This is a genomic window from Streptomyces sp. NPDC087310 (genome assembly GCF_044744405.1).
Taxonomy (GTDB): Bacteria; Actinomycetota; Actinomycetes; order Streptomycetales; family Streptomycetaceae; genus Streptomyces.
The window spans coordinates 276,829-298,127 of the sequence record NZ_JBIUYF010000006.1; the positions used below are offsets into that span (position 1 = coordinate 276,829).

Annotated in this window: 15 protein-coding genes; 7 read left to right on the top strand and 8 right to left on the bottom strand. The window is 70.3% G+C overall.

The genetic code is table 11. The annotated features are described in order from the left end of the window. Window positions 1-37 precede the first annotated feature (37 nt). From ACIO3P_RS24120 to ACIO3P_RS24145, 6 genes are all read left to right on the top strand, one after another. The gene (locus tag ACIO3P_RS24120; protein WP_401852130.1) at window positions 38-4,342 is read left to right on the top strand and encodes a discoidin domain-containing protein; all 4,305 of its coding nucleotides are present in this window, start codon (window positions 38-40) and stop codon (window positions 4,340-4,342) included. 121 nt (window positions 4,343-4,463) lie between these two features. Then, window positions 4,464-5,486, top strand: a complete 1,023-nt coding sequence (locus ACIO3P_RS24125) for a LacI family DNA-binding transcriptional regulator (RefSeq protein WP_401852132.1) — start codon at window positions 4,464-4,466, stop codon at window positions 5,484-5,486. 155 nt (window positions 5,487-5,641) lie between these two features. After that, window positions 5,642-6,991 (top strand): extracellular solute-binding protein, encoded by a 1,350-nt coding sequence (locus ACIO3P_RS24130; RefSeq protein ID WP_401852133.1) that lies wholly within the window; start codon window positions 5,642-5,644, stop codon window positions 6,989-6,991. Between the two features lie 7 nt (window positions 6,992-6,998). Further along, the gene (locus ACIO3P_RS24135; RefSeq protein ID WP_401852135.1) at window positions 6,999-7,958 is read left to right on the top strand and encodes a carbohydrate ABC transporter permease; all 960 of its coding nucleotides are present in this window, start codon (window positions 6,999-7,001) and stop codon (window positions 7,956-7,958) included. 17 nt (window positions 7,959-7,975) lie between these two features. Further along, a complete protein-coding gene (locus tag ACIO3P_RS24140) occupies window positions 7,976-8,872 on the top strand; it encodes a carbohydrate ABC transporter permease (protein WP_329825456.1) in 897 nt (298 codons plus the stop codon). A 75-nt stretch (window positions 8,873-8,947) separates the two neighbouring features. Beyond that, window positions 8,948-10,615: a glycoside hydrolase family 13 protein gene (locus ACIO3P_RS24145; RefSeq protein WP_401852138.1), complete on the top strand. Its 1,668-nt coding sequence runs from the start codon at window positions 8,948-8,950 to the stop codon at window positions 10,613-10,615. 60 nt (window positions 10,616-10,675) lie between these two features. Here ACIO3P_RS24145 and ACIO3P_RS24150 read toward each other — a convergent pair whose 3' ends face one another. The 5 genes from ACIO3P_RS24150 to ACIO3P_RS24170 all read right to left on the bottom strand — a co-directional run bounded on the left by ACIO3P_RS24150 (window position 10,676) and on the right by ACIO3P_RS24170 (window position 16,189). After that, complete coding sequence (locus tag ACIO3P_RS24150; protein WP_329825458.1) at window positions 10,676-12,028, bottom strand: MFS transporter; 1,353 nt, start codon at window positions 12,026-12,028, stop codon at window positions 10,676-10,678. Between the two features lie 99 nt (window positions 12,029-12,127). Beyond that, entirely contained in the window at window positions 12,128-13,051 is a 924-nt protein-coding gene (locus ACIO3P_RS24155; RefSeq protein ID WP_401852140.1) for an amidohydrolase family protein, read from the bottom strand. A gap of 154 nt (window positions 13,052-13,205) precedes the next feature. Beyond that, window positions 13,206-13,889, bottom strand: a complete 684-nt coding sequence (ligK, locus tag ACIO3P_RS24160; protein ID WP_401852141.1) for a 4-carboxy-4-hydroxy-2-oxoadipate aldolase/oxaloacetate decarboxylase — start codon at window positions 13,887-13,889, stop codon at window positions 13,206-13,208. Between the two features lie 25 nt (window positions 13,890-13,914). Then, window positions 13,915-14,940 carry an amidohydrolase family protein gene (locus ACIO3P_RS24165; RefSeq protein WP_401790048.1) on the bottom strand — a complete coding sequence of 342 codons (1,026 nt, stop codon included), beginning with the start codon at window positions 14,938-14,940 and terminating at the stop codon, window positions 13,915-13,917. 52 nt (window positions 14,941-14,992) lie between these two features. Beyond that, on the bottom strand, window positions 14,993-16,189 hold the full coding sequence (locus ACIO3P_RS24170) for a 4-oxalomesaconate tautomerase (protein ID WP_401852143.1): 1,197 nt from the start codon (window positions 16,187-16,189) through the stop codon (window positions 14,993-14,995). A gap of 160 nt (window positions 16,190-16,349) precedes the next feature. On the opposite strand from ACIO3P_RS24170, the gene ACIO3P_RS24175 reads away from it, so the two are divergent. Then, a complete protein-coding gene (locus tag ACIO3P_RS24175; RefSeq protein WP_401852145.1) occupies window positions 16,350-17,030 on the top strand; it encodes a GntR family transcriptional regulator in 681 nt (226 codons plus the stop codon). 106 nt (window positions 17,031-17,136) lie between these two features. Here the strand turns inward: ACIO3P_RS24175 and ACIO3P_RS24180 are convergent, their stop codons facing one another. The 3 genes from ACIO3P_RS24180 to ACIO3P_RS24190 all read right to left on the bottom strand — a co-directional run bounded on the left by ACIO3P_RS24180 (window position 17,137) and on the right by ACIO3P_RS24190 (window position 21,297). Then, window positions 17,137-18,228 carry a hypothetical protein gene (locus tag ACIO3P_RS24180; protein ID WP_401852148.1) on the bottom strand — a complete coding sequence of 364 codons (1,092 nt, stop codon included), beginning with the start codon at window positions 18,226-18,228 and terminating at the stop codon, window positions 17,137-17,139. Window positions 18,229-18,419: 191 nt separating this feature from the next. Continuing rightward, on the bottom strand, window positions 18,420-19,286 hold the full coding sequence (couO, locus tag ACIO3P_RS24185) for a 4-hydroxyphenyl-beta-ketoacyl-CoA hydrolase (protein WP_401852151.1): 867 nt from the start codon (window positions 19,284-19,286) through the stop codon (window positions 18,420-18,422). Between the two features lie 43 nt (window positions 19,287-19,329). Continuing rightward, window positions 19,330-21,297, bottom strand: a complete 1,968-nt coding sequence (locus ACIO3P_RS24190; protein WP_401852153.1) for an acetoacetate--CoA ligase — start codon at window positions 21,295-21,297, stop codon at window positions 19,330-19,332. Window positions 21,298-21,299 lie beyond the last annotated feature (2 nt).

A 21,299-nucleotide genomic window follows, 5' to 3' on the forward strand; every position in this document is an offset into this window, starting at 1 on the left:
TCGCCGCCCTCGCGCCGAGGCCGAAGATCGGGGAACCATGAGATCGTTACGCCGGAGATGGCGAGTCCTCGCCGCCACCCTCGCCAGCAGCCTGTTGATCGCCGGCTGGCCGACGCTCACCGCCGCGGCGGCCGACGGCCCCCGGGCCAAGGGCCCCGATGTCGCCGCGGGCCGGACCGCGACGGCGAGCGCGACCGCGGGCGGAAAGGCCGCCCGGAACGTCACGGACGGCGACCCGTCGACGTACTGGGAAGGCGGCGGGAAGAAGTTCCCCCAGTGGGTGCAGTCCGATCTGGGCGCCACCCGGCGTGTCGACCAGGTGGTGCTGAGACTCCCCACCGGATGGGCGACCAGGAAGCAGACCCTGTCCCTCCAGGGCAGCGCCGACGGCACCAGCTTCTCGACCCTGAAGACCTCGGCCACGTACACCTTCAGCCCCGGGACGGGCAATACGGTGACGGTGAGCTTCCCGGCCACCAGGGCACGCTTCGTACGGGCCGACTTCACCGCCAACACGGCGGGGAAGAAGGCCCAGCTCGCCGAGTTGGAGGTCCACGCGGCAGCCGCCGCCTCGGTCAACCTCGCCCTCGGCAGGACCCTGACATCGAGCAGCTTCACCGAGGTCTACGGGCCCGGCAACGCCAACGACGGCAACAGGGCGACCTACTGGGAGAGCAGGAACAACGACTTCCCGCAGTGGATCCAGGCCGACCTGGGATCCTCGGTCCGGGTCGACCAGGTGGTGCTGCGGCTGCCCGACGGCTGGGGCGCCAGGGACCAGACCCTGAAGGTCCAGGGCTCCACCGACAACACCGCCTTCACCGATCTGACGGCCTCCAAGGCGTACCGGTTCAACGCGGCGGGCAGCCAGTCGGTGACGATCGCCTTCGACGCCACCACCACGCGGTACCTCCGGGTGCTGATCACCGCCAACACCGCCCAACCCGGCGGCCAGCTCTCCGAGTTGGAGATCTACGGCCCCGAGACCGGTGACACCGAGGCGCCCACCGCGCCCACCGGGCTGTCGTACACCGAACCCGCCACCGGCCGGATCGTGCTCGCCTGGCAGGCGTCCACCGACAACACCGGTGTGACGGGCTACGACATCTACGCCGACAACGAGCTGCGCAGCAGCGTCCCGGGCACCGTGACCACCTTCACGGACACCCAGCCCACCGGGACGACGGTCTCGTACTACGTACGGGCGAAGGACGCGGCGGGCAACGCGTCGGCCAACAGCAACACCGTCACCCGGCGCGGCGACAACGGGGACACCCAGGCGCCGACGGCCCCCGCCGACCTCGCCTTCACCGAACCGTCGGCCGACGAGATCAAGCTGACCTGGGGCGCCTCGACCGACAACAAGGGGGTGACCGGCTACGACATCTACGCCAACAACGTCCTGCGCAAGAGCGTGGCCGGCGAGGTCACCACGTACACGGACACCCAGCCGGCCGGGACGACGGTCTCGTACCACGTACGGGCGAAGGACGCGGCCGGAAACACCTCGGTCAACAGCAACACCGTGACGCGGAACGGCAGTTCGGGCTCCGCGTCGAACCTCGCCGTCGGTCGGCCGATCGCCGCCTCCTCCGTGGTCCACACCTACGTCGCGGAGAACGCCAACGACAACAGCCTCACCACCTACTGGGAGGGCGCGGGCAGCAGCTACCCCAACACACTCACCGTGAAGCTGGGCGCCAACGCCGACACCCGGAGCGTCGTCGTCAAGCTCAACCCGGACAGCTCCTGGGGAGCGCGCACGCAGAACATCCAGGTGCTCGGCCGCGAGCAGAGCGCTTCCGGCCTCACCAGCCTGGTGGCGGCCAAGGAGTACGCCTTCACCCCGGCGACCGGCAACGCGGTGACCATCCCGGTCGCCGCGCGCGTCGCCGACGTCCAGCTCAGGTTCACCTCCAACACCGGCTCGGGCGCCGGACAGGTCGCGGAGTTCCAGGTGCTCGGCGCCCCGGCGCCCAACCCGGACCTCACCGTGACCGCGCTGAGCGCCTCACCCTCGGCGCCGGTCGAGTCCGACGCGATCACCCTGTCGGCGACCGTACGCAACACCGGGCGCGCCGCCGCGCCGGCCGGACCGGTCGAATTCCGGCTCGGCGGCACCAAGGTGGCCACCGCGTCGGTGGGCGCGCTCGCGGCCGGGGCCTCGGCCACGGTCACGGCGGACATCGGGGCGCGGGACGCGGGTTCGTACCAGCTCGGCGCCGTCGTCGACCCGGGCGGCCTGGTCATGGAGGAGAACGAGACCGACAACGCCTACACCAGTCCCACCCCGCTCGTGGTGCGGGCCGTCGACAGCTCCGACCTGGTCGCCGCGACGGTCGCCACCTCCCCGTCCTCCCCTTCAGCCGGTGACACCGTCACCTTCTCCCTCGCGATCAGGAACCAGGGCAACGTGGCGTCGGCGGCCGGGGCGCACGGCATCACACTCTCCCTGCTCGACGCCAAGGGCGCCACCGTCAAGACCCTGACCGGCACGTACAACGGCACCATCGCCCCGGGGGCGACCACGGCGCCGGTCGGCCTCGGTACCTGGACGGCGGTCAACGGCTCGTACACCCTCAAGGCGGTCCTCGCCGCCGACGCCAACGAACTGCCGGTGAAGCGCGACAACAACACCAGCACCCGGCCGCTCTTCGTCGGCCGCGGCGCCGACATGCCGTACGACATGTACGAGGCGGAGGACGGCACCACCGGCGGCGGCGCGCGGGTCGTCGGGCCCAACAGGACCATCGGCGACATCGCGGGCGAGGCGTCGGGCCGCAAGGCCGTCACCCTCGACGACACCGGCAGCTATGTCGAGTTCACCACCAAGGCCAGCACCAACACCCTGGTCACCCGGTTCTCCATCCCGGACGCAGCGGGCGGCGGTGGCATCGACTCCACCCTGAACATCTACGTGGACGGCACCTTCCTCAAGGCCGTCGACCTCACCTCGAAGTACGCCTGGTTGTACGGGGCGGAGGCCGCCCCCGGCAACTCGCCGAGCTCCGGCGCGCCCCGCCACATCTACGACGAGGCCAGCGTCCTGCTGGGCAGAACCGTCGCGGCGGGCAGCAGGATCAGGCTCCAGAAGGACGCGGCCAACACCTCGAAGTACGCGATCGACTTCGTCAGCCTGGAGCAGGCCACGCCGATCGCCAACCCGGACCCGGCCACGTACACGGTGCCGGCCGGACTCACCCACCAGGACGTGCAGAACGCGCTGGACAAGGTCCGGATGGACACCACCGGGAAGCTGGTGGGCGTCTACCTGCCCGCCGGTGACTACCAGACCTCCAGCAAGTTCCAGGTGTACGGAAAGCCGGTGCGGGTCGTCGGCGCCGGGCCCTGGTTCACTCGCTTCCGCGCCCCGGCGTCCCAGGAGAACACCGACATCGGCTTCCGTGCCGAGGCCGCGGCGAACGGATCGGCCTTCAGCGGCTTCGCGTACTTCGGCAACTACACCTCACGCATCGACGGCCCCGGCAAGGTGTTCGACTTCGCCAATGTCGCCGACATGGTGATCGACAACATCTGGAACGAGCACATGGTGTGCCTCTACTGGGGCGCCAACACGGACCGGATCACCATCAGGAACTCCCGGATCCGCGACATGTTCGCCGACGGCGTCAACATGACCAACGGCTCCACGGACAACCACGTCGTCAACAACGAGGCACGGGCCACCGGCGACGACAGCTTCGCGCTGTTCTCGGCGATCGACGCCGGGGGCGCGGACATGAAGAACAACGTCTACGAGAACCTGACGACGATCCTGACCTGGCGCGCCGCGGGCATCGCCGTGTACGGCGGGTACGACAACACCTTCCGCAACATCCATGTCGCGGACACCCTGGTGTACTCGGGCATCACGGTCAGCTCGCTGGACTTCGGGTATCCGATGAACGGCTTCGGGACCGGTCCGACGACGATCGAGAACGTGTCGGTCGTACGGTCAGGGGGCCATTTCTGGAACGGGCAGACCTTCCCCGGGATCTGGCTGTTCTCCGCGTCCAAGGTGTTCCAGGGGATCCGGATCAACGACGTCGACATCGTCGATCCGACCTACAGCGGCATCATGTTCCAGACCAACTACGTGGGCGGGCAGCCGCAGTTCCCGGTGAAGGACACCATCCTCAACGACATCTCGATCACCGGAGCCCGCAAGAGCGGTGACGCCTTCGACGCCAAGTCCGGCTTCGGGGTGTGGGCCAACGAGATGCCGGAGGCGGGGCAGGGACCGGCCGTCGGCGAGGTCACCTTCAACCGCCTGAAGCTCGACAACAACGCCGTGGACATCAGGAACACGACGCCCAACTTCAAGATCAACATCAATCCGTAGCGCCTGATCCATCGGGGACGGTGCCGACCGGTCCGCTCGGCCGGCACCGTCCCCGTATGTCCGTTGCAGAGTACCGCAAGTGGAGCAAGTGGCTTGCAATTCTTGCGCTACTCTTGCGCGCATGACACGACGACTTGCTCAGGTGGCGAAGAAGGTTGGGGTCAGCGAGGCCACGGTCAGCCGGGTGCTCAACGGCAAGCCCGGTGTCTCGCCGGCCACCCGGCAGTCCGTGCTGACCGCGCTGGACGTCCTCGGCTACGAGCGCCCCACCCAGCTCCGCGGTGAGCGCGCCCGGCTCGTCGGCCTGGTCCTGCCGGAGCTGCAGAACCCGATCTTCCCGGCGTTCGCCGAGGTGATCGGCGGCGCGCTGGCGCAGCAGGGCCTCACCCCCGTGCTCTGCACCCAGACCAAGGGCGGCGTCTCCGAGGCCGACTACGTGGAACTGCTGCTCCAGCAGCAGGTCTCCGGGGTGGTCTTCGCGGGCGGTCTCTTCGCCCAGGCGGACGCCCCGCACGACCACTACCGGCTGCTCGCCGAGCGCCGTATCCCGGTCGTCCTGATCAACGCGCCGATCGAGAACCTCGACTTCCCCTGCATCTCCTGCGACGACGCCGTCGCGGTCGAGCAGGCGTGGCGCCATCTGTCCTCGCTCGGCCACGAGCGCATCGGGCTGGTGCTCGGCCCGGCCGACCACGTACCGTCCCGGCGCAAGCTCGCGGCGGGGCACGCGGCGTACGCGGCGACGGGCGGCGCCGGTCCGGCCCTCCCGGACGAGCGGGTCGAGCGGACGATGTTCTCCCTGGAGGGCGGCCACGCGGCGGCCGCACGCCTGCTGGACCGGGGCGTCACGGGCATCATCTGCGCGAGCGATCCGCTGGCCCTGGGGGCGGTACGGGCCGCGCGGCGGCGCGGCCTCGCGGTCCCCGGCGAGGTCTCGGTGGTCGGGTACGACGACTCCGCGTTCATGACCTGCACCGAACCTCCGCTGACGACGGTCCGTCAGCCCATCGAGGCGATGGGCCGGGCGGCCGTCGAGATGCTCAGCGCCCAGATCCAGGGGGCCACGGTGCCCCCCGGTGAGCTGCTGTTCGAACCGGAGCTGGTGGTACGGGGCTCCACGGGCCAGGCGCCTCGCAGCGGCTGACCGCAGCCGCGTCCCGCTGCGGACGGATGACTGTCAACTATTTGCGAAATCGGAGCGACATATTGCGGGCATAGATGGTTGGTGGTTGAGTGAGCGCCGCCACACAGCGCGCTGCTGTGGGCTTCCCGCGCTGCTGCCCAAGAGGGGTCCCGCCGATGAGTAGTTCCGGGTTCCGCCGTACCTTCGCCACCGCGACAGCCACCGCCCTCGCCCTCACCGGACTGGCCGCCTGCGGCTCGGGCGGGGACAGCTCCGCCGACGGCAGGACGCGTATCACCGTCAACTGCATGCCGCCCAAGAGCGCCAGGATCGACCGCCAGAACTTCGAGGACGACATCGCGACGTTCGAGAAGGCGTACCCCGACATCGACGTCGTCGGCCGCGACGCCTTCCCCTGCCAGGACCCCAAGACCTTCGACGCGAAGCTCGCCGGCGGCCAGATGGAAGACGTCTTCTACACGTACTTCACCGACGCCCGGCACGTCGTCGACATCGACCAGGCGGCGGACATCACCGCGTACGTGAAGGACATGAAGGGCTACAGCGACATCCAGCAGTCGCTGCGCGACGTCTACACCGCCGACGGCGCGGTGTACGGCGTCCCGCGCACCAACTACTCGATGGGCCTCCTCTACAACAAGAAGCTCTTCCAGCAGGCCGGCCTCGACCCCGACAAGCCCCCGGCCACCTGGGAAGAGGTCCGCGCCGCCGCCAAGAGGATCGCGGGCCTCGGCCAGGGGTACGTGGGCTACGCCGACTACAGCGCGCAGAACCAGGGCGGCTGGCACTTCACCGCGGAGATGTACTCGCAGGGCGGCGACATCGTCACCGCGGACGGCAAGAAGGCGAGCGTCGACAGCCCCGAGGGCAGGGCCGTCCTCCAGAACCTCAAGGACATGCGCTGGCGCGACGGCTCCATGGGCACCAAACAACTGCTCATCCTCAACGACGTCCAGCAGATGATGGGTTCCGGCAAGCTCGGCATGTACCTCTCCGCCCCGGACAACGTCCCGATCCTGGTCAAGGAGAAGGGCGGCAGGTACGAGGACCTCGCGCTCGCCCCGATGCCCGGCGGCAAGGGCACCCTCATCGGCGGCGACGGCTACATGTTCAACAAGAAGGCGTCCCCGGAGCAGATCAAGGCCGGCCTGAAGTGGCTGGAGTTCCAGACCAACGCCCCCGGCTCCGGACTCAACGACTGGAAGCGCGCCGCCGACCTCAAGGCGCCGGTCGGCCTCCCCGAGCCCCGGCTGTGGAGCGGTGCCACCGATACCGAGGACCAGGAGCTGAAGAAGCGCTACGCCAATGTCCCGGTCGAGAACTACCAGGCGTTCCTGGACGGAAGCCAGGGGCTGACCGCGAAGCTGGAACCGCCGAAGGCGCAGCAGATCTACTCCGTTCTCGACGGCGCCGTCTCCGCCGTCCTCACCAAGAGGGACGCCGACATCGACCGGCTCCTCAAGGACGCCCAGGCGAAGATCGACGGAATCCTGGCCCGGGGCTGACACCCCCATGAAGACAGTCCAGGTTCCCCGGCGGTCCGTGCCGCCCTCCACACCGGTGCCGGGGCGCGGCGAACCGGCGGACCGCAGAGCCCCCGGCGCCCTGCGCCGTGCCCTGACGCACCAACTCCGCGCCTACGCCTTCCTCATCGGCGGCCTGATCTGCTTCGCGCTGTTCTCCTGGTACCCGGCGATCCGCGCGGTGGTCATCGCCTTCCAGAAGTACACCCCCGGATCGGAACCGGAATGGGTGGGCACCGCCAACTTCACCCAGGTCTTCCACGACCCCGAGTTCGGCGCCGCCTGGCGCAACACACTCACCTTTACCGTGATCGCCCTGCTCGCCGGTTTCGCCGTACCGTTCCTGATGGCGCTCGTCCTCAACGAGCTGCGCCACGCGAAATCCTTCTTCCGCGTGGTCGTCTACCTCCCGGTGATGATCCCGCCGGTCGTCAGCGCCCTGCTCTGGAAGTGGTTCTACGATCCGGGCGCCGGGCTCGCCAACGAAGCCCTGCGCCTCCTCCACCTCCCCACGTCGAACTGGACCAACGGCGCCGACACCGCGCTGCTCTCCCTGGTGATCGTCGCCACCTGGGCGAACATGGGCGGCACGGTCCTCATCTATCTCGCCGCGCTCCAGGGCATTCCGGGGGAGCTGTACGAAGCGGCCGAGCTGGACGGGGCCACCATCTGGCAGCGCGTGCGCCATGTGACCGTCCCGCAGACCCGCTTCATCATCCTGATGCTGATGCTCCTCCAGATCATCGCGACGATGCAGGTGTTCACCGAGCCCTTCGTGATCACCGGTGGCGGCCCGGAGAGTTCGACCGTCACCGTCCTCTACCTCATCTACAAGTACGCCTTCCTCTACAACGACTTCGGCGGCGCCTGCGCCCTGAGCGTGCTGCTCCTGATCGTGCTCAGCCTCTTCTCCGCCCTCTACCTGCGGCTCACCCGCACCGACGACTGAGAGGAACCCGCGGCGCCATGACCCGAGCCGAACCCGGCCAGGCCGTACGTACCCTCGTCTCCCCGCTCGCGCTGGCGAGCACCCGGGGCAAGACGCTCTACTGGACCGTCTTCGGCGGGGTCGTCCTCGCCTTCGTGGCCGCCTTCCTCCTCCCCGTGTACTGGATGGCGTCCGGCGCCATGAAGTCCCCGGACGAACTGGTCCGCACACCGCCGACCCTGGTCCCCGACACCTGGCACCTCGGCGCGTACACCGACGCGTGGGAGCTGATGCGGCTCCCCACGCACCTGGGGAACACGGTGGTGCAGGCCACGGGTGCCTGGATTCTCCAGCTCGTCTTCTGTACGGCGGCGGCCTACGCCCTGTCGAAGCTGCGGCCGGCGTTCGGGAAGGTGATCCTCGGCGGCATCCTCGCCACCCTGATGGTGCCCGCCCAGGCCCTGCTCGTACCGAAGTACCTGACGATCGCCGATCTGCCGCTGATCCACACCAGCCTGCTCAACGACCCGCTGGGCATCTGGCTGCCCGCCGTCGCCAACGCCTTCAACCTCTACCTGCTCAAGCGCTTCTTCGACCAGATCCCGCGCGATGTGCTGGAAGCGGCCGAGATCGACGGGGCGGGCCCGCTCCGTACCCTCTGGTCGATCCTGCTGCCCATGTCCCGGCCGGTGCTCGGGGTGGTGTCGATCTTCGCGCTGGTCGCCGTCTGGCAGGACTTCCTCTGGCCGCTGATGGTCTTCTCGGACACCGACAAGCAGCCCATCAGCGTCGCGCTCGTCCAGCTCTCCCAGAACATCCCGCTCTCGGTACTCATCGCCGCCATGGTGATCGCCAGTGTCCCGATGGTGCTGATGTTCCTGGTGTTCCAGCGGCACATCATCGCCGGGATCAGCGCCGGCAGCACCAAGGGCTGACCAGGGCCTGCCCGACCGGGCCCCCGGGACCTCTCCCCCCCCCGGACTTCTCACCCTCCCCGAAAGGAACACCGCATGGAAGGCAGCCCGCCGGCGCCCGCCGACACCCTCTGGTGGCGCGACGCCGTCATCTACCAGGTCTACGTACGCAGCTTCGCCGACGGCGACGGCGACGGCACCGGGGACCTCGCGGGGGTCCGGGCCAAGCTGCCGTACCTGGTCGAACTCGGGGTCGACGCCCTCTGGTTCACCCCCTGGTACCTCTCGCCGCTCGCCGACGGCGGCTACGACGTGGCGGACTACCGCACCATCGACCCGGCCTTCGGCACGCTCGCCGAGGCCGAGAAACTCATCGCCGAGGCACGCGAGCTGGGCCTCCGTACGATCGTCGACATCGTGCCCAACCATGTCTCCGACCGGCACGTCTGGTTCCGGGCGGCCCTCGCGGCGGGACCGGGCCGCCCCGAACGCGCCCTCTTCCACTTCAGGACCGGGCGCGGCGCGCACGGCGAGATCCCGCCCAACGACTGGGTCTCCGAGTTCGGCGGCCCGGCCTGGACACGGGTCGACGACGGCGAGTGGTACCTGCACCTCTTCGCCCCCGAGCAGCCCGACCTCAACTGGGCCCACCCCTCGGTGCGCAGGGAGCACGAGGAGGTGCTGCGCTTCTGGTTCGAGCGGGGCGTCGCGGGCGTACGGATCGACTCGGCCGCGCTCCTCGCCAAGGACCCCGCCCTGCCGGACTTCACCGCGGGCCGCGACCCGCACCCGTACGTCGACCGCGACGAACTGCACACGATCTACCGCTCCTGGCGCGCCCTCGCCGACACGTACGGCGCCGTCTTCGTCGGCGAGGTGTGGCTGCCCGACACCGAGCGCTTCGTACGCTACCTCCGCCCGGACGAACTCCACACCGCGTTCAACTTCAGCTTCCTGGCGTGCCCCTGGGACGCAGGGCCGCTGCGGGCCGCCATCGAGGCGACACTCGCCGAACACGCGCCCGTCGGCGCGCCCGCCACCTGGGTCCTCTGCAACCACGACGTGACCCGCACGGTCACCCGGTACGGGCGCGAGGAGAGCGGATTCGACTTCGCGGCCAAGGAGTTCGGCACCCCGACCGACCCCGGACTCGGCGCCCGCCGGGCGCGCGCCGCCGCCCTGCTCTCACTGGCCCTGCCCGGCGCCGTCTACCTCTACCAGGGCGAGGAACTGGGCCTGCCGGAGGCGGAGATCCCGCTGGACCGGATCCAGGACCCGATGCACGCGCGCTCCGGGGGCAAGGATCCGGGGCGCGACGGCTGCCGGGTGCCGCTGCCGTGGACGGCGGACGCGCCGTACGCGGGATTCGGCTCGGAGACCGAACCATGGCTGCCGCAGCCGGAGTTGTGGCCCGGGTACGCCGCCGACCTCCAGGCGGCCGACCCCGGCTCGATGCTCACGCTCTACCGGGAGGCCCTGCGGCTGCGGTGCACCGGACCCGGCTTCGGGGACGGCCCGATGAGCTGGCTGGAGTCGGCGCCGGGCGTGCTGTCGTTCGTACGGTCCGGGGACGCCGGGGCCGGGGACGCAGGGGACGCCGGGGACACCGGGGCCGGCTCCCCGGGCGCCCTGATCTGTGTGGTCAACTTCTCCGTGGCGCCGGTGGAGTTGCCCCCGTACACCGAGGTGCTGCTCACCAGCGGCCCGCTGGTGGCGGGCCGCCTCCCCCAGGACACGGCCGTCTGGCTGCGCGCCGCCCCGTGAGGGCCCCACCGCACGTGCCGCCGGTGCACAGCACACCGGCGGCGACGGGGGCGGAGTGTGTCAGGCCGTCGTCGGGGTCTTCTCCGTCTGGGCGAGCCGGGCGGCCCGGGTCCTGGGGCCGAAGACCGCCAGGGCCACGGCGCCGAAGAGCCAGGTGCCGGCGATGAAGTAGAAGACGCTCTGATAGCCGGAGCTGTTGTAGAGGGCCGCGATGATCAGTGGCCCGGCCGCGTTCGACAGCCGCCCCAGCCCGTACGAGACGCCGGTGCCCAGGGACCGGCTGCGGGTGTCGAAGACCTCGGGTGAGTACGCGTACCCCAGCGCGGTGTAGCCGCGTTCGAAGAGGTTCACGAGGAAGCCGAAGACGACGATCAGGATCGGGTCGAAGGTGAGCCCGTAGAGAAGACCGCAGAACGCGATGATCGTGCCGAAGGCGACCAGACACCACTTGCGCTCGAACCGGTCGGTGACCAGGGAGGCCAGGAAGGAACCGAGCGGCGCGCCGACCGTCGTCAGGGCCACGTAGAACACCGACTTCTCGACGCTGAAGCCCTCCTTCGCCAGCAGGGTGGGCGCCCAACTGGAGTAGCCGAAGAAGCCGATGGTCTGGGTGACCCACACCACGGTGAGCAGCAGTGTCGGCGCGAGGTATTTCTTTTCGAGCAGCAGACGCAGGGTCGCCTTGGCGGCCGGCTCCTCGTCGACCGGCGGCGCGGGCTCGGGCAGGGGGCCCTTCTCCGCCGTGGCCTGGGCCTCCAGCTCGGTCAGGATCGCGTCGGCCTCGGCGTGCCGGCCCCTGCTCTCCAGCCAGCGCGGGGACTCCTTGAGGCTGCGGGCGAAGAAGACGAAGAGCAGGCCGACCGAACCCCACAGGTAGACCAGCCGCCAGGACCAGTCGCTGAGCGGCACCACGGCACTGGCGATCAGATTGGTGACGGGCGTGCCGCAGATACCGATGACGATCGCGTACGCCTGGTACTTGCCGCGGAAGGCCGCCGGATAGATCTCGTTGACGTAGATGACCGCCACCACGGTCATCGCGGACAGCCCGGCCGAGGTCAGCACACGGAACACACCGAGGGACACGATGTCCCAGGCGAAGACCGAGACGAACGAGAAGACCCCGAAGAACACCGTCGTCATCGTGAGCGCCTTCTTGCGTCCCCACCGGTCGGCGAGGCCGCTGGCGATGATGGAACCGAAGAACATGCCGACGAACGACAGCGAGGTGACGTAGGCCACCTGGTTCACGGAGACGCCCCACAGATGGATCAGCTTGGGCGCGGTGGTCGCGAAGCTGTTGATGTCCGCGAACTCGAAGAAGTAGGCGAAGGACACCACGAGCAGGGTGGTCTTGTGGAACCGGAACACCGGCAGGCGGTTCAGCCGGTTCAGCGCGTTGGAGTGGGACATGGGGGCCTCTGTCGGAGTGAGGAGAGGAAGAAGAAGTGGGGTCGAACGGGTCCAGCCGGCAGCAGTGACAAGGTGGGGGGTGTGCGGCGGGTACGGCCGTCAGCCGGCCGACTCGCCGGGCCAGTAGAGCCGCATCGGGTTGTCGACCAGCAGTTTCCGCTGCTGCTCGGCGGTGACCGCGACCTGCGGCACGTAGTCCACGAGGAGCCCGTCGTCGGGCATGTGGCCGGTGAGATTGGGGTGCGGCCAGTCGGTGCCCCACAGCACGTCGTCGGGGAACTCCTCGACGACCCGGCGGGCGAAGGGCACCACATCGGTGTACGGGTGCCGCTCGCCGTCGAGCGCCGGGGGACCGGTGACACTGAGCCGCTCGGGGCAACTCACCTTCACCCAGACGTCGTTACGTTCGACGAAGCGCAGGAAGCGGCTGAACTCCGGGCCGTCGGCCGGCTCGGTCACCTCCGGCCGCCCCAGATGGTCCACGACCAGGGGTGTGGGCAGTGAGCCGAAGAAGCCCTCCAGTTCCGGCAGGTCGGCGCTCTCGAAGTAGAGGACGACATGCCAGCCCAGGGGCGCGATCCGCCGTGCCACGGCGGCCAGTTCGTCCTGGGGCGCGGCGTTGACCAGCCGCTTCAGGAAGTTGAAGCGTACGCCCCGTACGCCCGCCTCGTGGAGGCGGCGCAACTCGGCGTCGCCGATGTCCGGACGTACGGTGGCGATGCCCCGGGCCCTGCCGCCGGACGCCAGGACGGCGTCGACCATGGCGCTGTTGTCCGCGCCGTGGCAGGTGGCCTGCACGACGACGTTACGGCTGACACCGAGCCGGTCGCGCAGTGCGAAGAGTTCCTCCTTCCCGCCGTCGCAGGGGGTGTACTTCCGTTCGGGGGCGAACGGGAACCGGTCCTGGGGGCCGAACACATGGCAGTGGGTGTCGACGGTCCCCGGCGGGAGGGTGAAGGCGGGCCGGGACGGATCGGGGTACCAGTCCAGCCAGCCGGGGGTCTTGGGGGCGCGGGTGCTCATCGGGGCTCCGGTCGTACGGGTGCGGGTGCGGGTGCGGATGCGGATGCGGATGCGGGCGGGATGGGGGACGGACGGGGGCGGGTACGGACGCGGTGGGACGGGTGCGGATTCGGGCGGACGGGGATGTGGGCGGACGGGGACGCGGGCCGGTGGCTCAGTCCACGTAACGGAGACCGGCCGCCCGGAGCGGCTCGCGCATCGCGTACATGTCGAGGCCGAGTTCCCCGGCCGCGAACCGCTGCCGCTTCTCCTCCTCGTTGGCCTCGCGGACCCGGGACGCCTCGGCGACCTCCCCGGCCCGCTCGGCCGGTACGACGACGACACCGTCGACGTCCGCGACCACCACGTCACCGGGCCGGACCAGCGCGTTGGCGCAGACGACCGGCACGTTGACCGAGCCCGGGGTGGCCTTGACGGTGCCCTTCGCGTTGATGGCCCGGCTGAAGACCGGGAAGTCCATCTCCTGCAGCGCGGCCACATCGCGGCAGCCGCCGTCGATGACCAGACCGGCGCAGCCCCGGGCGCGGACCGACGTGGCCAGCAGCTCGCCGAAGAACCCGTCCTCGGACTCGGTGGTGCAGGCCGCGACCAGGACGTCGCCGGGCCGGAGCTGTTCGGCCGCCACATGCAGCATCCAGTTGTCGCCCGGCTGGAGCAGGACGGTGACGGCCGTCCCGCAGAAGGCGGCGCCGGGATAGACGGGCCTGATGTACGGGCGCATCAGCCCGGTGCGGCCCATCGCCTCGTGGAGGGTGCTGACACCGAACGGCGCGAGGGCGTCGACGTCCGGGCGGGCGGCCCTGGTGATGTTCCGGTGGACGACTCCGAGTGTGTTCACGATCGTGCTGTTCCTTCCGCTCGGGTCAGCGACCCTGCCGCTTCAGCAGGGCGTCGAGACGTGGGTAGACGGTGCGCGCGTTGTGTTCGCAGAGGTCGGCCAGTGTCTCCGGGGACAGCCCGGCGGCCTCCACATAGCGGCGGGTGTCGTCGAAGTGGTGGCCGGTGTCCGGGTCGATGCCACGGACGGCGCCGATCATCTCCGAGGCGAAGAGGATGTTACGGGCGGGGATGACGTCGAGGAGCAGATCGATGCCGGGCTGGTGGTAGACACAGGTGTCGAAGAAGACGTTGCCCAGCACATGCGTGTCGAGCGGCGGTTTGCCGAGCGCCGCCGCAAGACCGCGCAACCGCCCCCAGTGGTACGGGACGGCCCCTCCGCCGTGCGGGACGACGAGCCGCAGGCCGGGGAAGTCGGCGAAGAGATCGCCCTGGACGAGCTGCATGAACGCCGTGGTGTCGGCGTTGAGATAGTGGGCGCCGGTGGTGTGGAACGCCGGGTTGACGCTCGTACTCACATGGACCATCGCCGGGATGTCGTACTCGACCATCTTCTCGTAGACCGGGTACCACGAGCGGTCGGTCAGCGGCGGCGCCGTCCAGAGGCCGCCGGACGGGTCGGGGTTGAGGTTCAGCGCGACGGCCCCGTACTCCTCGACGCAGCGGACCAGTTCGGGGACGCAGGTGGCCGGGTCGGCGCCGGGGGACTGGGGGAGCATCGCGGCGGGGGCGAAGCGGTCCGGGTACAGCGCGCAGATCCGGGCGACCAGCTCGTTGCAGAGGGCCGCCCACCGGGCGGAGGTGCGGAAGTCACCGATGTGGTGGGCCATGAAGGACGCCCGCGGGGAGAAGACCGTCAGGTCGATGCCACGCTCGTCCATCAGCCGCAACTGATGGTCCTCGACGCTCCGGCGCAGTGCGTCGTCGCTGATCCGCAGATCGGCGGGGTCGGGATCGAGCGCGGGATCGGTGAGTCCGGCGATCTGGCGGTTGCGCCACTCCTCCAGCGCCGGGGGCGCGGTGGTGTAGTGGCCGTGGCAGTCGATGATCATCGCTGCTCCTCCTGGGGCTCGTTCGGGTCGTTCGGGTGGGCCTTCGGGTGGATCAGAGCCGCTGGTGGCGGTAGGCGCGGCGGGGGACCAGGACCTCGCCGGCCATGATCAGCCGCGCGGTGCGCACCAGGGCCGAGGTCGTCACGCGTCGCGGGGGGTCCGCGCTCAGGCCGAGCCGTACGGTGAACTCGCCGGCCGGGTGTTCCACCGAGACGCTGACGTCGGTACCGGACGGGACGTCGGCCAGTTCGGCGGCGACCGATCCGTCGAGCACGCAGGCGGTGGCCGCGGTGACGGCGGCGAGCACCCCGATCGACCCGTGGCAGACGTGCGGGATGAAGCTGCGGGTGTTGATCGTGCCGCCGCGCGCGGCGGGGGAGACCAGGGTCATCTTGGGGTAGTTCTTCGCGGTCACGTCCCCGAGCCCCATCAGCTCGCCGCAGACCAGCCGCAGCGCCTCCAGGCGCTCCTTGAGCTCCGTGTCGGCGTTGAGCGCCTCGGCGGACTCGTGGCCGGTGCGTCCCAGGTCCGCCGCGTCGACGATCACGAGGGGCTGCCCGTTGTCGATACAGGTGACGTCGAGGGGGCCGACGCCCGGGGCCTCCACCCGGTCGCGGACGTTCCCGGTGGGCAGCAGGCCGGAGCACACGGAGCCCGCCGTGTCGAGAAAGCCGATGGTGACGGCCGCGGCGGTGCCCGGCACACCGTCGATGGCGGTGTCCCCGGCGTACTCGACATACCGGCCGGACGGTACGTCGCCCCCGGACGCCTCCGCCGGCGGCGTACGGATGGAGATCTCGGCGACCAGTCCGGTGTTACGGGTGAGGACGCGGGCCGTCGTGGTGTCGCCGTCCGGGACCAGCAGTCCCGACTCGACGGCGAAGGGGACCACGGCCGCGAGCATGTTTCCGCAGTTCGCCGTGGTGTCGACGAGATCACTGCCGGGTTGTAGCTGCGCGAACCAGAAGTCGAGATCGACGTCCGGCCGACTGCCGGGGCCGACGACGCCGGCCTTGCTCGTCAGGGGGTTCGCCCCGCCGAGCCCGTCGATCTGGCGCGGGTCGGGCGATCCCATGGCCGCGAGGAGTACGGCGTCCCGTGCGGCACGGTCCGCCGGCAGGTCGGCGGCGCGGAAGAACGGTCCGCGTGAGGTGCCGCCGCGCAGGAACCAGCAGGGGACGGCCACCTGGCCGCCGCGGGTCCGCGGGCCGGGGCCGGGGGCGGCTTCGGCCGCCGTGGGTTGCGTCATTGCATTCCCTCCGTGCGATTGCGCTCGCCAACTTAACCGTCGACCAGATTGTTGACAATATGCTCGACGAAAAAGTTTCAGGCGTTGTTCACGTGCCGTGTGACGCCCCATAGACTGCGTTCCGACGGAGACGGACGGTGGACCGAGGAAGGCGGTAGGGGTGGCGCAGAAGCAGGTCACCGGGCAGGCGGGCCGGAGTGTGGTCGGCGCGGGGATCCGGGCGGCGCTGGCCGCGGGGGACATGGTCCCCGGGCAGCGGCTGATCGAGCAGGAGCTGTCCGAGACGTTCGACGCCACACGCAGCTCGGTCCGCGAAGCGCTGCAGGACCTCGCTGCCGAAGGGCTCGTCGAGCTGATCCCGCGCCGGGGCGCCCGCGTCCGGGTGATCCCGGTGGAGGAGGCCGTCCAGATCACGGAGTGCCGGGCCTCGCTGGAGGGCCTGTGCGCCCGGCGCGCCGCCGAGCGGGCGACGGAACACCACCACGAGCAGTTGCTGGAGATCGGCGCGGGGATGCGGGCGGCCGTGGCCGGCGGTGAACTCGACACCTACTCGGGGCTCAACCGGCGCCTCCACGACCTGGTCGCCGAGGTGAGCGGGCAGGAGGTGGCGAAGGCGCTGCTGGAACGGCTGAACGGGCAGATGATCCGCTACCAGTTCCGGCTCGCCCTGCGGCCGGGCCGCCCGACGCGGTCGCTGCCCCAGCACCTGGCGATCATCGACGCGATCGTGGCCGGCGACGCCGAGGCGGCGGAGGCCGCGGCGAAGGCGCACCTCGCCAGCGTCATCGAGGAGTTGGGCGCGACCCCGGACCGGGGCCGCGAGGAGTCCCGTACCGCCTGAGGGATACGGGACTCCTCGCGGCCACGGCCACGGGTACGCGTACGGCCGGCGTCCGGGCCTGTCCTGAGTGGTCGTCAGGGACGGGCGGGCCGCCGGCCGCTGCCGCTCACGACCGGGTGGCGGTCCCGCACTCGGCGTCGCCGGCCTCCCGCAGACGCGCGTCCATCGACGTACTCCGGTCGTACGGGTCGACCTCGGGGCCGTCCGCCGGGGCGCCGCGTTCGGCGCCGAACGCGGGGGTGAAGTAGCCGGTGTGGGTGGAGCAGCCGCCGTTGGTGGTGTCCATCGTGTAGGAGACGAGCGAGAAGGTCCCCGGCTCGGTGATCACCTTCGCCGGGTCGTCCCAGCTCATCACGGTCTCGCGGCGCACGATGGTCCGTACGACCTCGTCGCTCCCGGCGGCGGCGCGGACGACCGGGTAGACGTACGTGACATCGGCGGTCACCTCGACCGCGCCACGCTCACCCTCCCGGTAGGTGATCCGCCCCTCCGTCTTGACCACGTTCCCGACCAGCCGCACCTCCGTCTTCGCGAACCGGCTGAACAGCAGCAGGGGGTCGTTCTCCTCGCCGGGCTCCCGGAAGGCGGCCGTCACGTACTCCTGGACGTCCCGCTGATGCGGATTGAGCAACGCGATCGCCTTCCCCGGACGCTCCCCGCGCAGCACCCCGGTGTCCAGGCTGGACGCGGCGAGGAAGTCCCGGCTCCGGCCGAGGGCCCGCGCGACCTCCGCCTCGCTCATCCAGCCGGTCGCCCGTGCCTCGGGGAGCGCGAGCGCCGCCACCCCGTTCCCCCACCGGGCCGCGGGCGAACCCCTGAACGGCTCCTCCAGCGTGGGCCGTTGGACGGCTGCCTCGGTCGCCGGCGGCTGGTCGGGGCGCTCCGACTCCGCGGCGAGCGGCGCGCTCCCGCCGCCTTCGCCCCCGAACCACCCCGTCACCAGGCCCGGAGTCAGCGCCACGACCAGCAGACCGACCACGGCGACCAGACCGACCGCGTACCAGAGGGTGTTGCGCCGACGCCGGGCCGGCCGGTAGGTCCGCCATCCCTCCGGCGGACCGGGCTCCTCCCGCAGCCGCCGCGCCACCATCCGGGCCCGCGCCGACGGCTCCTTCGGCGCGTCCGGGGCCCCGGCCCCCGCGTCGCGCAGGAAGCGCTCCCACTCCTCGTCCGGTATGGACCCCTCGTCCTTGGCCATGCTGCGGCCCCGCCCCCTCACACATGACCGGTCACACCTGGACCGGTCGGCATCCCCGCATCATCACACAGGCCACTGACACCCCCGCGAAGCCCCGAATGTCCGGCGCCGCCCGCTTCACCGGAGGACTCCCCGAGCTGTTCGACGGCGTCAACACCGTGATGACCAGGCACAGCCCGTCGGGAGGGGACCTAGCTCAGACCCAGCATGCGTACCGCGTTGTCCTTGAGGATCAAGGGCCGTACGTCGTCCTCGATCTCCAGCTCGGTGAAGTCGGCCATCCATCGGTCGGGGGTGATGACGGGGAAGTCCGAGCCGAACAGCACCTTGTGCTTGAGGAAGCTGTTGGCGGCACGTACGAGCTGGGGCGGGAAGTACTTGGGCGACCAGCCCGACAGGTCGATGTAGACGTTGGCCTTGTGGCCGGCGATGGAGATCGCGGCGTCCTGCCAGGGCACCGAGGGGTGCGCCATGACGATGGTCAGGTCGGGGAAGTCAGCGGCGATGTCGTCGAGCAGGGTCGGGTCGGAGTAGCGCAGCTTGATGCCCCGGCCACCGGGGAGACCGGCGCCGATGCCGGTCTGGCCGGTGTGGAACAGGGCGGGGACGCCGAGTTCGGCGAGGGTCTCGTAGAGCGGGTAGTGGCGGACGTCGTTGGGCTGGAACGCCTGGAGGCTGGGGTGGAACTTGAAGCCGCGTACGCCGTGTTCGGTGACGAGCCGGCGGGCCCGGGTGATCGCGGCCTGTCCGGCGTGCGGATCGACCGACCCGAAGGGGATCAGTACGTCGGCGTGTTCAGCGGCCTGGTCGGCGATCTCCTCGCTGGAGAGGGCCGGATGGCCGGTCGCGGTGGTGGCGTCGACCGTGAACACGACTGCGGCCATGCGCCGGGCGCGGTAGTGCTCGGCGATATGGGCGAGGGTGGGCGTGCGGTTCTCGGAGGATTTGAAGTAGGACGCCGAGGCGTCCATGAGCTCGTCGTCGAGTGAGTAGCAGCCGTGGACGTCCTGTTCGACGTGGACGTGGACATCGATGGCGTCGAGTGCGGTGAGTTCCATGGTGTGTTCTCCTGGTACGGAGGGCCGCCGCGGTGCTGTCGGGTCAGTGCGCGGGGCGCTGGGCGGCAAGAGCGGTGAACGGGTCCAGCGAGGTCGGCTCGGCCAGGGTGTCGCGGCTGACGACGTCGGACAGGGCGGCTCCCAACAGGAGCTTCTTCGCGGGCAGTTCCAGTTTCTTGCCGGTGCGGTTCCGCGGGATCACCGGCACGGAGGTGATGCTGTCGGGTGCGTGGCGCGGGGAGAGTGCGCCTCGTAGCGCTGTTGTGATGCGAGCGCGCAGGGCGTCGTCCAGCCCGGCGCCGTGGTGCAGGGTGACGAACAGGAGCAGTTCGCCGGGGCCGCCGGCGGGGTCCTCCAGGTGGACCACCAGGCTGTCGTCGACTTCGGGCAGTTCCTCGACCACGCGGTAGAACTCGGCGGTGCCCAGGCGTACTCCGCCGCGGTTGAGGGTGGCGTCGGAGCGTCCGGCCACCGTGCAGCGGCCCGTCGCCGCGTCGAAGCGCACCCAGTCGCCGTGGCGCCACACGCCCGGATAGGTGTCGAAGTAGGCGTCCCGGTAGCGGGATCCGTCGCTGTCGCCCCAGAAGCCGACGGGCATCGAGGGCATGGGCTGGGTGATGACCAGCTCGCCGAGTGCGTCGGTCACCTCCTGGGCCCGCTCGTCGTACGCGGTGGCGGCGACGCCCAGGCAGGTGCCGGAGATCTCTCCCGCCCAGACCGGCTGCAACGGGCCGCCCTGAAGGATTCCCGTGCACACATCGGTGCCGCCACTGCCCACGTTGAGCAGTACACCTGAGCCGAACTGCTCGGCCACCCAGCGGTACCCCTCGGGTGGCAGGGGGCTTCCCGCCGCGCCGATCTGACGCAGCCGGGACAGGTCGTGATCCTTGGCCGGGGTCATGCCTTCTTTCCGGCAGGTCATCAGGAACCCGGGGCTGGCGCCCATGAGGGTGGCGCCGGTCTCCTCGGCGAGCTGCCACTGCCAGTCCGGGCCGGGGTGGAGGGGGTTTCCGTCGATCATCACGATGGAGGCGCCCACCAGCAGCCCGGAGACCAGGGAGTTCCACATCATCCACGCGGTGGTGGTGAACCACAGGATGCGGTCGCCGGGGCGCAGGTCCCAGCTCAGGGAGTGGTTCTTCAGGTGTTCCAGCAGGATCCCGCCGTGGCCGTGGACGATCGCCTTGGGTTTGCCCGTGGTGCCGGACGAGAACAGCACGCACAGCGGGTGCGCGAAGGGAACGGGGTCGAAGCCGGGATCGGCGGGTGCCGCGAGCATCTCCGCCCAGGCGACCGTGTCGGTGGGTTCCCCCGGCCCGTACGGTACGTGGACGGTGTGACGCACGGTGGGCAGGCCGGAGCGGATGACGGCGAGTTCGTCGCTCCGGTCGATGTCCTTCGCGCCGTAGCGGTATCCGGTGGTGGCGAGAAGGACGGTGGGTTCGATCTGCGAGAACCGGTCGATGACGCCGCGGGCACCGAACTCCGGTGCGCAGCTCGCCCAGATGGCGCCCAGGCTCGCGGTCGCCAGGAACGCCACCAGGGTTTCGGGGATGTTCGGCAGGTAGGCGACGACCCGGTCACCCCTGCCGACACCGAGACGGCGCAGACCGGCGCGGGCGTGGGCGACCTGGTCGGCCAGTTGTTGCCAGGTCAGCTCCATGGGCCCGCGGGTCTGCGAACGCGCCAGCACGGCCACGTCGTCGGGTGCGGCTCCGGCCGCCCGCAGGGCGTGTTCGGCGTAGTTGAGGGTCGCACCGCTGAACCATTCGGTGCCGGGCATGTCCCGTCGGCCCAGTACCCGGTCGTAGGGGGTGTGTGTACGGACGTCGAAGTGGTCCCAGATCGACGACCAGAAGCCTTCGAGGTCCGTGACCGACCAGTGGTGCAGGTCGCGGTAGCCGGTGAAGGTGAGATCCCGGGTGTGCTCCAGCCAGGTGAGATAGTCACCGATGGCGGTGGCGCGGAGCACGTCGGGAGCCGGTTCGCGGAGCAGCTCCGGCTCGCTCATGG

Bases quoted from the DNA above. Each gene is read 5' to 3' on its own strand.
- ACIO3P_RS24120 (WP_401852130.1), top strand. From the start codon at position 38: ATGAGATCGTTACGCCGGAGATGGCGAGTCCTCGCCGCCACCCTCGCC.
- ACIO3P_RS24125 (WP_401852132.1), top strand. From the start codon at position 4,464: ATGACACGACGACTTGCTCAGGTGGCGAAGAAGGTTGGGGTCAGCGAG.
- ACIO3P_RS24130 (WP_401852133.1), top strand. From the start codon at position 5,642: ATGAGTAGTTCCGGGTTCCGCCGTACCTTCGCCACCGCGACAGCCACC.
- ACIO3P_RS24135 (WP_401852135.1), top strand. From the start codon at position 6,999: ATGAAGACAGTCCAGGTTCCCCGGCGGTCCGTGCCGCCCTCCACACCG.
- ACIO3P_RS24140 (WP_329825456.1), top strand. From the start codon at position 7,976: ATGACCCGAGCCGAACCCGGCCAGGCCGTACGTACCCTCGTCTCCCCG.
- ACIO3P_RS24145 (WP_401852138.1), top strand. From the start codon at position 8,948: ATGGAAGGCAGCCCGCCGGCGCCCGCCGACACCCTCTGGTGGCGCGAC.
- ACIO3P_RS24150 (WP_329825458.1), bottom strand. From the start codon at position 12,028: ATGTCCCACTCCAACGCGCTGAACCGGCTGAACCGCCTGCCGGTGTTC.
- ACIO3P_RS24155 (WP_401852140.1), bottom strand. From the start codon at position 13,051: ATGAGCACCCGCGCCCCCAAGACCCCCGGCTGGCTGGACTGGTACCCC.
- ACIO3P_RS24165 (WP_401790048.1), bottom strand. From the start codon at position 14,940: ATGATCATCGACTGCCACGGCCACTACACCACCGCGCCCCCGGCGCTG.
- ACIO3P_RS24170 (WP_401852143.1), bottom strand. From the start codon at position 16,189: ATGACGCAACCCACGGCGGCCGAAGCCGCCCCCGGCCCCGGCCCGCGG.
- ACIO3P_RS24180 (WP_401852148.1), bottom strand. From the start codon at position 18,228: ATGGCCAAGGACGAGGGGTCCATACCGGACGAGGAGTGGGAGCGCTTC.
- couO (WP_401852151.1), bottom strand. From the start codon at position 19,286: ATGGAACTCACCGCACTCGACGCCATCGATGTCCACGTCCACGTCGAA.
- ACIO3P_RS24190 (WP_401852153.1), bottom strand. From the start codon at position 21,297: ATGAGCGAGCCGGAGCTGCTCCGCGAACCGGCTCCCGACGTGCTCCGC.